Below are 10,722 nucleotides of genomic sequence, written 5' to 3'. Positions count from 1 at the left end.
CCGGGGATCTCGTGCCGGCGGCGCGCGCCGCGGACCAGGTCCCCGGGACCGAGACGCCCGGAAACTGACCAGAAGCGTCGACCTTGCGCCGGAACGAACCCATATGAGTGGTACTGCGCAACCGATCAGGGGCAGCGGCAGTTGATCAGTACGTTCCACAACGGGACGCTCCGAAAGGTGAAGTTGATGAAGAAGATGATGGCCGGCGCTGCAGTGGCCGTGTCCCTGCTCGGTCTGTCCGCAGTCGCGGCTCCCACGGCCATGGCGATCGGCAACGACGGCGGCACCACCACGCTCAACGGGAACGGTGCCGAGTCGGAGATCGGCAACGCGGAGACGGAGGGCGACTGGAGCCCGCAGAACCAGCTCGTTCAGGGCACCCTGAACAAGCTCTGCGTCGGCCTGCCCCTCAAGGCGAACGTCGGTTCGCTCGTCGGCGTCGTGCCGATCGCGGTCCAGGACGTCAACGTCCTGTCCAACCCGCAGAACCAGCAGTGCGCCGACAACTCCACCCAGGCCAAGGGCGACGAGCCGCTGTCGCACATCCTGGACGACATCCCGGTCCTCTCGGGCAACGGCGTCGGCAACAACTGACGCACCACAGCCTGACGCAGTCGGCGCGGGCGGTCCGAGGGTCACTCCTCGGGCCGCCCGTTCTCGTTCGACACGGCACCGGCCGCACGGCATCGCGCACACGACGAGGCCCACCACTCCACGGGGGGTGGTGGGCCTCGTCGTCTGCGGGGCGGCGGGGCGCCTCAGCCCAGGGAGCGGACCGGGAGCAGACAGTGGGCGGCGGCGCGGACGACCTCCTCGTCGGCGGCGAAGGCCCGCAACCGGTCCTCGCTGACCGGCTGCCCGGGAACGGCCTCCGGCCACGGGGTCGTGGCGAACATCCCGTACACCTGGCCCTGCGCCTGTGCCGCGGCCAGCCACTCCGCGGGGGCGGGGTACTGGGCGCTGAGGTGAGGCAGGGTCAGGACGGCCTGTCCCGCCTGGACGAGAAGCTTCGCCTGGATGTTCGAGCTCTCGGCGGCGTCCTGGATCGGGCCGCCGACATGGAGGCCCGCGCGCTCCAGCGCGGCGCGCATGGCCTCGCGGCCGACCACCGGACCGTCCTGCCCGTCGCCCAGCGAGTACGCGAGGAGATAGGCGGTGTCCTGGTCCGCGTCGGGCTGCCGGCCGCTCCAGCCGATCAGGATCTGGGTGCCCAACTGGGCCGGGGTGAACATGCCGGTGGAGGCCTGGGGTGTGGTCATGCTCGGCACCCTAACGGCCCCGGACCGGGGCTCATGCACACGTATCACCCGATCGAGGGAGATTGCAGTCATCTCTCGCGGATGTGCCTGCTGGAACGTCCCTCGACCGTGGACCGGATCAAATCGGTTGACGGTGCTCCCGGGGGGCGGGCTAGGGTGATCACCGTTCCGCCGGAAGTCCGTTCCCGGAACCGAAGACCAGAGGAATCAGGAGGTGAGGACATTGATGACTGTCGTTGCGATGGGCACTGCCCACAACCGGAAGAGCATCGTCCTCATCCCCGTGGCCACCGGCTGACAACTTCTCTCCTTTTTGCGCCGAGCGCGCGCCGGGGCCACCCTGTGAAGGGTTTCCCTTGTCTTTCCCGCTTTCCTCCCTCACCTCCTCCGCTGTCTCCTCCTCGCACCCGCTGACTCCGTACGGCTGGGACGAGAACTGGGCGGCAGCCTTCTCCCCGTACGCCGAGCAGGGGCTCGTGCCGGGCCGCGTCGTGCGCGTGGACCGCGGCCGGTGCGACGTGATCACCGCCGACGGCACGGTCCGCGCCGACACCGCGTTCGTCGTGCCCCGCGACCCGATGCGGATCGTCTGCACCGGCGACTGGGTGGCGCTCGACGCCGACGGCGACCCGCGCTTCGTCCGCACGCTGCTGCCGCGCCGTACCGCCTTCGTCCGCTCGACCTCCTCGCAGCGGTCCGAGGGCCAGGTGCTCGCCACCAACATCGACCACATCGCCATCTGCGTCTCGCTCGCCGTCGAGCTGGACCTCGGGCGGGTCGAGCGGTTCCTCGCGCTCGCCCTGTCCAGCTCCGAGGGTGCCGCGCTGCTGGGCGACGGCTCCGGCGGGGAGCGGCAGCCCCAGCCGATCGTGGTCCTCACCAAGGCCGACCTGGTGCCCGACGCGGTCACCCTGTCCCACCTCGTCCAGGACATCGAGGCCATCGCGCCCGGCGTCCAGGTGCTGCCCGTCAGCTCCACCACCGGCGAGGGGCTCGACGTCTTCGGCGCCATCGTCTCCGGCGGTACGAGCGTGCTGCTCGGCGTCTCCGGCGCGGGCAAGTCCACCCTGGCCAACACACTGCTCGGCCAGGATGTGATGGACGTACAGGCGGCCCGCGACGTCGACGGCAAGGGCCGGCACACCACCACGACCCGCAACCTCCTGCTCCTGCCGCAGGGAGGCGTCCTGATCGACACCCCCGGGCTGCGCGGCGTCGGCCTCTACGACGCCGGGACCGGGGTCGGGGAGGTGTTCTCCGAGATCGAGGAGCTGGCCGAACGGTGCCGGTTCCACGACTGCGCCCACGAGGCGGAGCCGGGGTGCGCCGTCCTCGGCGCCCTGGAGGACGGGACTCTGCCCGAGCGGCGGCTGGAGAGCTACCGCAAGCTGATCCGCGAGAACCAGCGGATCGTCGCCAAAACCGACGCCCGGGTACGCGCCGAGATCCTGCGGGACTGGAAGCGCAAGGGTGCGGAGGGGCGCGCGGCCATGCAGGCCAAGCGCGGCCGGGTCCGGTAGCCACCACCACCGGGTTCGACGTCCGAAAACCGCGAGTGCGGTGGCTCCGGCTGCCGCACACTGGACGGTGTGATGGACGATCGGACCCGGTACGAGGCGGTGAGCAGCCGCGACGCACGGTTCGACGGCGCGTTCTTCTTCGCCGTCGTGACCACCGGTATCTACTGCCGGCCCAGCTGCCCCGCCGTCACCCCCAAACGCGCCAACGTGCGCTTCTACCCCACCGCGGCTGCGGCCCAGGCGGGCGGCTTCCGGGCCTGCCGCCGCTGCCGTCCGGACGCCGTGCCCGGCTCCGCCGAGTGGAACGTCCGCGCGGACGTCGTCGGCCGGGCCGTGCGCCTGATCGGCGACGGCGTCGTCGACCGCGAAGGCGTCCCCGGACTCGCCGGGCGGCTCGGTTACAGCGCCCGGCAGGTCCAGCGCCAGCTCAACGCCGAGCTGGGTGCCGGGCCCGTCGCGCTCGCCCGCGCCCAGCGCTCCCATACCGCCCGGGTGCTCCTCCAGACCACCCCGCTGCCGGTCACCGAGATCGCCTTCGCCGCCGGGTTCGCCAGCGTGCGGCAGTTCAACGACACCATCCGGCAGATCTACGCCCGCACCCCCAGCGCCCTGCGTGCCGAAGCGGGTACGGGGCTCGGCGGCGGCCGCCGGGAGGGGCTGCGGGCCGGGATCCCGCTGCGGCTCGCCCACCGGGGCCCGTACGCCACCGCCGCCCTGTTCGACCTGCTGGGCGCCGAGGCGGTCGCCCGCATCGAGGAGGTGGCGGGGACGCCCGGCTCCCGCACCTACCGGCGCACCCTGCGGCTGCCGTACGGCTCCGGGCTCGTCGCGGTCGACGAGGCGTCGCCCGGCGGGCCCTGGCTGGAGGCCCGGATCCAGCTCACCGACCTGCGCGACCTGACCACCGCCGTCCAGCGGGTCCGCCGACTGTTCGACCTGGACGCCGACCCGTACGCCGTGGACGAGGCGCTGGCCGCCGACCCCCGGCTCGCCCCGCTGGTCGCCGCCCGCCCCGGGCTGCGCTCGCCGGGCGCGGCCGACCCGGAGGAGGCCGCCGTGCGGACCCTGGTGAGGCGCACGGAGGCGGGGGAGCTGGTCGAGCGGTACGGGAAGGCGCTGGACGTGCCCTGCGGCGGGCTCACCCACCTGTTCCCGGAGCCGGACGTGCTCGCCGGTTCCGCCGAGGACCCAGCCCTGCGGGCCCTGGCCACCGCGCTCGCCGACGGCCGGCTGCGGCTGGACGCCGGGGCCGACCGGGACGAGGCGGAGGAGACGCTGCTGACGCTGCCCGGGATCGGCCGGTCGACCGCCGCACTGATCCGGATGCGGGCGCTCGGCGACCCCGACGTGGACCCGTACGGAACACCGGGCGCGGAGCGGTGGCGGCCGTGGCGCTCCTACGCCGTACGCCATCTGGAGACTGCGGGGGCGGCGGAGGCGGCGGCGCTGAGCTGACGCGGGCCGGCGGACGCCCCCGGGTCAACCCCAGAGCACCGCGCCCAGCCAGGCGCCCGCCACCAGCAGGCAGCAGAACAGCTCCACCAGCACCGCGCAGCCCGTCGCCCGCATCACCGAGCGCACCGACGTCCAGGCCGCGGCGCGGCTGCCCAGGCGCAGCCGCTCCGCCCCGAAGATGGCCCCCACGTACCCGAGGACCCCGCCCACCACGGGCACCACGAAGAACCCGACGATCCCCGTGACCCCACCGATCATCAACGTCCGGCGGGGCGCCCCCGACTCACCCGGGCGGCGCGGTGGCAGCAGCGGTTTGAGGGCCTGGTTCAGCAGCATCAGCCCCGTCGCGCCGATCAGGACGCCCCAGGCGGCCGGCGTCATGTCCGTCAGCGCCCACCACAGCACCGCCGCCCAGACGATCGCCTGCCCCGGCACACCCGGCAGCAGTACGCCGACCAGACCCAGCAGCATGACCAGGCCGACGGCGACGAGCTGCCACACACTCATCTGACCAGCGTGCCGGAGAGTGCCCGGCTCCGCCCGTCAGCGCACCCCGGCCACCTGCGGCGATGAGGCGGCGGGGTCCCGCCCCAGGCCTCAGCCCGCCGACCCGGTGCGGGCCACCCAGCCACGCTCGTACGCGTGCCAGCCCAGCTGGAGCCGGGTCGAGACGCCCGTCAGCTCCATCAGACCCTTGACCCGGCGCTGCACGGTCCGCAGCCCCAGATCCAGCTGCTTTGCCACACTGGCGTCGGTCAGCCCCGCCAGCAGCAGGGACAAGATCTCCAGGTCCGTCGGATCCGGTCCGACGCCGTCCTCGCGCACCCCGCCGCCCTCGCCGAGACGCAACGGCATGGCATCGCGCCACACCGCCTCGAACAGGCCCATCAGCGACTCCAGCAGACCGCTGGCGTGCACCACCAGGGCCGCGGGCTCCGCGCCCCGCGCGGTCAGCGGGACCATCGCGAGGCTCCCGTCGGCCACCACCAGCTTCGTCGGCACCCGGTCCACCACCCGGCACCGCTCGTCCCGGCTCAGCGCCGCCGACAGCTCCAGGATCCCGTACGGCGTCGACAGCACCTCGCGCTCGACCACCACCCGGTAGCTGACCCCGCGCGAGGCGGCCCGCTCCTCGGACTCGTTCTCCATCCCGGTCACCGCGATCGGCTTCCCCGTCACCAGGGCGCACACCTCGGACACCGCACCAAGCTGCAACTGGTGGAAGCGCTGGGTGACGGCGCTCGCCCCCGTCACCACCTCCACCAGATCGTGCACCGCCGGTTCGCTCGCCTCGGCCCGGTACTCCTCGGCGAGCAGCGCGGACGCCAGCTCCGCCTGCTCCAGCTCGTGCCGCTGCTGGATCAGCAGCGCGCCGAGCGCCACCCCGGGCGGCGCCGCCACCCAGCGGCCGGGCCGGGCCGAGGACTGGGCGGCGAGACCCTGCTGCTCCAGCCGCCGCAGCACGCGTTCGGCGTCCGCCTCCGGAAGCGTCAGCCGGTGCGCGAGATCGGTGAGCTCCGCGGCTCCCGCCGCGACGAGCGCGCGGTACGCGGTCTCCTGTCTCTCGTCGAGACCAATGGCCCCCAGCATTCTCCGACCTCCCCGGACGTGGCTGATCGCGCATCGCGGCGCCCCTGCGGCGGGCCCCGCGTGGCGGGAAAGGGCCACGGCGTAAACCCGCCGCCCACATCATCCCCCGTACCCCTGGCCCCTCTGCCAGTGTTGCGCCACCGCAGCACCAACAACCTCCGGAATGCGGCCTCTTGGGCTGCTTCGTTCCGGAATGACCTGGGGAGAGCGATGCGCCCGATATCGCGTACGGCACTCGGAACGGCGACCGCCGCCGTGCTCGCCGTCACCGTGATCGCGCCGTCGGTGGCCGCGCCACCGGACGGGCGAGACGCGAACAGACCGATCACCGGGAGCGCGGACACCGCCGCCACGGACCCGAAGCCCGTCACGCTGACGCTCGTCACCGGCGACCGGGTGCTGGTGACCACGGACGCGTCGGGCGCGCCCGCCGCCTCCGCCCTGCCCCGCGCGGACGGCAGCGTGCCCCTCGTCCAGACCCGGCAGTCCGGCCCGGACCTGTACGTCTACCCCGAGTCCGCCGTGTCCGCGCTCGCCGCCGGCACCGTGGACGAGGAGCTGTTCAACGTCACCGGGCTGATCCGCCAGGGCTACGACGACAGCCGCGCCGACTCCGTCCCGCTGATCGCCACCTACACCGGCGACACCGCCCGCCGCACCCTCGTCACCCCGCGCGGGGCCGAGCGCGGAGCGGCCCTCGACATCATCGGCGGACTCGCGCTCAAGGCCGACAAGAAGCGCGCCGCCGACTTCTGGGCCGACCTCACCGCACCCCGCTCCCGTTCGGGCTCCGGCCTCAAGAAGCTCTGGCTCGACCGCAAGGTTCAGGCCAGTCTCGACAAGTCGACGAAGCAGGTCGGGGCGGACAGCGCCTGGGCCGCCGGCTACGACGGCACCGGCGCCAAGGTCGCCGTCCTGGACACCGGAGCGGACGCCGAACACCCCGACCTCAAGGGCCGGATCACCGCGTCGGAGAACTTCACCGACTCCGCCGACACCGACGACTTCCAGGGCCACGGCACCCATGTCGCCTCCACCGTCGGAGGCTCCGGCGCGGCGAGCGACGGGAAGAACAAGGGCGTCGCACCCGGCGCCGACCTGATGGTCGGCAAGGTCCTCAACGACAGCGGTTCCGGCGCCGCCTCCTGGATCATCGCGGGCATGCAGTGGGCCGTCGACAACAAGGCCGACGTCGTCTCCATGAGCCTCGGCAGCGCCGAACCCACCGACTGCACCGACCCGATGAGCCTGGCCGCCACCGAACTCGGCAAGAACAAGGACACGTTGTTCGTGGTCGCCGCCGGAAACCTCGGCCCGTCCCTCAACACCGTCTCCTCGCCCGGCTGCGCCCCCGGGGTGCTGACCGTGGGCGCGGTGGACCGCGACGACTCCACCGCGAACTTCTCCAGCCGCGGCCCCGCGATCGTCTCGCACACCCTCAAGCCCGAGATCGCCGCGCCCGGCGTCGCGATCTCCGCCGCCGCCGCGGGCGGCCGGGGCTCACAGGCGTACCGCTCCATGTCCGGTACGTCGATGGCGACCCCGCATGTCGCGGGCGCGGCGGCCGTGGTGAAGCAGCGCCACCCCGAGTGGACCGCCCAGCAGATCAAGGCGGCCCTCGTCTCCTCGGCGAGCAGCGCCGTCGCCGGTGACGTACGCGAGACCGGAGGCGGCCGCCTCGATGTCGACCGTGCCGTCAATACGCCCGTGACCGGCGCCCCCGCCGTGCAGGGCGGCACCTTCAACTGGCCGCAGGACAAGAGCGATCGCACCACCGTCGCCGTGCCCTACACCAACACGAGCGGCAAGCCGGTGAAGCTGTCGCTGAAGGTCGCGGGCGTCACCGGCAACGACGGCTCGGCCGTCCGCTCGACGATCGCCTCGCTCGGCCGCACGTCCGTCACCGTGGCCGCCGGGGAGACCGTCGAGGTGCCGCTCGCCCTCGACCCCGCCGCCCGGCTGACCGCCGCCCAGTACGGCGACGTCACCGGCCGCGTCCTCGCCACGGCCACCGGGGGAGTGAAGGTCTCCACCCCGTTCTCCCTGTACGTGGCGCCGGAGACCGTCACCCTGCGCGTCAAGCTCGTCGACCGCACCGGCAAGCCCGCCGACGGCGTCTCCTCCCTCGACCTCATCGGCACCGACACCGCCTCCGGCGAACGCCGCTTCAACGAGGGCGCCACCGACCAGACCTTCCAGGTGCGGCCCGGCGCGTACTTCGTCTCCAGCTTCATCGCCTCGCCCGACACCACCGACCCGACCGGTCGACTCGTCGGTTCGGTCGGCTATCTGGCCCGCCCCCAGCTGAACGTCACCAAGGACACCACCCTCGTCCTCGACGCCCGCAAGGCCCACCGCCTGAAGGTCCGGACCGAGGACCGGGCCGCAGAGACACGCGGCGCGACCCTCGCGTTCGGGCGCTCCTGGGACGACACCTGGCTGCACTCGGGGTCGATCTCCGGCACCGGGATCATCAAGGACTACCTGGTCGACGTCCAGGGCAAGGCCCGTGACGGGGACTTCGAGTTCACCTCCTTCTGGCGCGCCTACGCCCCGCAGATCCAGAAGTTCTCCCTCGTCGGCGGAGCCGCCCTGCACCCCCGGCCCGCCACCACGGGCTCGGTCAACCTGGACGGCACCGGCCGCGCCGAGGTCGTCGACGCCGGTGCGGGCAGCGCCGCCGAGCTGGAGGCCGCCGGAGCGAAGGACCGGATCGCCCTGGTGAAGGTCGGCGACGACGCCTCGAACGTCCTGGCCCAGGCACGGGCCGCCGAGGCCGCCGGGGCGAAGGCGCTCCTGGTGCACCGCCCCTCGGCCGGCGACTGGCAGCCGGGCCTCGGCTACGGTGCCGCGCCCCTGCCGGTCCTCGGCCTGCGCGCCGCCGAGGCCGCCGTACTGAAGACGGCCCTCGGCAAGGGAAAGGCCGAGGTCTCCTGGACCGCCACGGCCGTCAGCCCGTTCGTCTACAACCTGTCGTTCCCCGAGAAGGGGCAGCTCACCTCGGACCGCACCTACCAGGTCCGGGACAAGAAGCTCGGCTCGGTCGTCTCCGCCCATGAATCCATGGGCGTGGCAGCCGACTTCGTCGACACGCTCCTCGTCTCCCGCCCCTACGGCGCGACCTACAGCGCGTCCTCCCTCGCCCTGGTCGCCGCTCCCGGCAAGCGCACCGAGTACTACACGGCGGGGGACACGGTCTGGCAGAAGATGCTCTCCTCCAGCTTCCCGTGGGGCGAGCTGATGACCGGCGACGCCCGTACGTACCAGGCGGGTCGGGCCACGACGGAGCAGTGGTACCGGGGTCTGCTGGTACCCGGCGCCCCGCGCGACGCCCAGGGCGAGGAGGCTCTCGCCGGTGAACGGCAGGCCGATCTCATCGGCGTCGCCCCCGCCTTCATGACCGACTCCGAACACATCGGCCAGCAGGGCTCGTTCGGTGACATCGGTGGCATGCGGCTCAAGCGTGACGGCGAGGTCATCGGCGAGACCGGCTACCCCTTCGGCGTCTTCACCGTGCCCGCGGAGGATGCCGCGTACGAACTCACCCTGATGACCACGAAGATCGGCTCGCCCGCCGCGGTCTGGAAGCGGTCGACGCAGACGGAGACCACCTGGGGCTTCCGTTCCGAGCGGAAGCCGGACGTGGCGTCGCAAGGGCTTCCGCTGCTCTTCCCGCGCTACGACGTCCCCGCCGACGGCATGAAGACGGTGCCCGCGAAGAACGGGCAGCGGATCGGGCTCGCCGCGACCGGGCACGCCGGGTACACCCCCGGCGAACTCACCGGCGCGAAGGTCTCGTTCAGCTACGACGGCGGCGAGACCTGGCACGCGGCCACCACCACGCGCCAGGGCGGCCGCTGGACGGCGACCGTCGACCACGCGGACGCGGCCGGCGAGTCCGTCACCCTGCGGACGGAACTGACCGACGCGAACGGCAACTCCGTCGTCCAGACCGTCAACGACGCGTACGCCGTGCGCTGAGAGAGCGGGCACAGCGAGCCACTGAGCCGCTGAGCCGCTGAACCGAAGATCGGCTGAGCATACGAGCGGCTGAAACGCCGAGATGCCGATCGTTCCGACCGGTCCGCCGGGCGTCCTTCCCGTGGGGAGTGGGGCCGCCTGGCGGACCCTGTTTATGGGCCACTTTTTCCCGATGCCCCGTTTTCGGGCCGCCTTCGCGGTCGACAATAGGGGCATGAGTCAGCAGGGGGAGAAGCCCGCCGCCCACGAGGACGACTGGTGGCGCAAGCTGTACGACGAGTCCGCGCCGGACACCGGTCCCAGCCGCGCGGCCGACAGCCTCGACGACCGCTTCGACTCCGTGTCGGACACGGTGAGGGGCCCGGCGGACACCGGCCGGGCCACCGCACGCGAAACGGTCCGCGCCCCGTACGCGGACGCCTACGAGGACCCGTTCGTGGACCGCTACGAGGCCCCGGAGAGCGAGAGCGACGAGGCCCCGTACCCCGACCGGTACGAGGCCCCGGCCCAGGATGCTTACCGGCTGCCGCCGGAGCAGGGCCTGTCCGTGGCGGCGCAGCGGGGGCCGGGCGGGGGCGCGGACGCGGACGTGATCCCCGGCCTGTCAGCGGCCTCGGACCGGTCAGCGGCCTCGGACCCGTCAGCGGTCCCGGACCCGCCTCCGGCGAGACCGGCCCCGGTGGTGATCCCGGACCCGTCAGTGGCAGCGGGGCCGGTTCAGGACCCGGGACCCGGCCCTGGAGTGGCCCCCGATCCGGCCCCGGCCCCGGCAGCGGATCCGGGCCCGATCGCGGCCCCCGCTCCGGATGTTGGCCCGGGGCCGCATCCCGGACCTGCCCCGGCCGGCAGTCCGGGGCCGGCCCGGACCTCGGGCCTGGCAGAAGCCCCCGCCCCGCCCCCCGGCCTCGTGCCGGACC

Annotated in this window: 7 protein-coding genes and 1 pseudogene; 5 read left to right on the top strand and 3 right to left on the bottom strand. The window is 73.1% G+C overall.

The window, feature by feature from the left end:
• The first annotated feature begins 186 nt into the window (after positions 1–186).
• Entirely contained in the window at positions 187–594 is a 408-nt protein-coding gene (locus tag D3105_RS28995; protein ID WP_032775271.1) for a rodlin, read from the top strand.
• Positions 595–758: 164 nt separating this feature from the next.
• On the opposite strand, the gene D3105_RS28990 is transcribed toward D3105_RS28995, so the two are convergent.
• On the bottom strand, positions 759–1,259 hold the full coding sequence (locus D3105_RS28990; protein ID WP_118905917.1) for a DUF5949 family protein: 501 nt from the start codon (positions 1,257–1,259) through the stop codon (positions 759–761).
• A 356-nt stretch (positions 1,260–1,615) separates the two neighbouring features.
• Between D3105_RS28990 and rsgA the strand changes: the two genes are divergently transcribed.
• Positions 1,616–2,779: a ribosome small subunit-dependent GTPase A gene (rsgA, locus tag D3105_RS28985; RefSeq protein ID WP_118905916.1), complete on the top strand. Its 1,164-nt coding sequence runs from the start codon at positions 1,616–1,618 to the stop codon at positions 2,777–2,779.
• A 72-nt stretch (positions 2,780–2,851) separates the two neighbouring features.
• Positions 2,852–4,234: a DNA-3-methyladenine glycosylase 2 family protein gene (locus tag D3105_RS28980; RefSeq protein ID WP_118905915.1), complete on the top strand. Its 1,383-nt coding sequence runs from the start codon at positions 2,852–2,854 to the stop codon at positions 4,232–4,234.
• Between the two features lie 24 nt (positions 4,235–4,258).
• Here D3105_RS28980 and D3105_RS28975 read toward each other — a convergent pair whose 3' ends face one another.
• The gene (locus D3105_RS28975; protein ID WP_118905914.1) at positions 4,259–4,741 is read right to left on the bottom strand and encodes a DUF456 domain-containing protein; all 483 of its coding nucleotides are present in this window, start codon (positions 4,739–4,741) and stop codon (positions 4,259–4,261) included.
• 90 nt (positions 4,742–4,831) lie between these two features.
• Positions 4,832–5,824 (bottom strand): helix-turn-helix transcriptional regulator, encoded by a 993-nt coding sequence (locus D3105_RS28970; RefSeq protein WP_118905913.1) that lies wholly within the window; start codon positions 5,822–5,824, stop codon positions 4,832–4,834.
• 210 nt (positions 5,825–6,034) lie between these two features.
• Between D3105_RS28970 and D3105_RS28965 the strand changes: the two genes are divergently transcribed.
• Positions 6,035–9,805, top strand: coding sequence for a S8 family serine peptidase (locus D3105_RS28965; RefSeq protein ID WP_118905912.1), 3,771 nt, complete (start codon positions 6,035–6,037; stop codon positions 9,803–9,805).
• Between the two features lie 214 nt (positions 9,806–10,019).
• Positions 10,020–10,722 (top strand): annotated as a pseudogene (locus D3105_RS28960) (protein phosphatase 2C domain-containing protein); the annotation flags it as partial.

This window comes from Streptomyces globisporus (assembly GCF_003501885.1).
Classification (GTDB): domain Bacteria; phylum Actinomycetota; class Actinomycetes; order Streptomycetales; family Streptomycetaceae; genus Streptomyces; species Streptomyces globisporus_D.
Note: the sequence above shows the minus strand (reverse complement) of the source record. Positions and strands in the feature narration are given on the sequence as shown.

Excerpts from the sequence above, each read along its gene's own strand:
- D3105_RS28995 (WP_032775271.1), top strand. The coding sequence starts at position 187 with ATGAAGAAGATGATGGCCGGCGCTGCAGTGGCCGTGTCCCTGCTCGGT.
- D3105_RS28990 (WP_118905917.1), bottom strand. The coding sequence starts at position 1,259 with ATGACCACACCCCAGGCCTCCACCGGCATGTTCACCCCGGCCCAGTTG.
- D3105_RS28980 (WP_118905915.1), top strand. The coding sequence starts at position 2,852 with ATGGACGATCGGACCCGGTACGAGGCGGTGAGCAGCCGCGACGCACGG.
- D3105_RS28975 (WP_118905914.1), bottom strand. The coding sequence starts at position 4,741 with ATGAGTGTGTGGCAGCTCGTCGCCGTCGGCCTGGTCATGCTGCTGGGT.
- D3105_RS28970 (WP_118905913.1), bottom strand. The coding sequence starts at position 5,824 with ATGCTGGGGGCCATTGGTCTCGACGAGAGACAGGAGACCGCGTACCGC.
- D3105_RS28965 (WP_118905912.1), top strand. The coding sequence starts at position 6,035 with ATGCGCCCGATATCGCGTACGGCACTCGGAACGGCGACCGCCGCCGTG.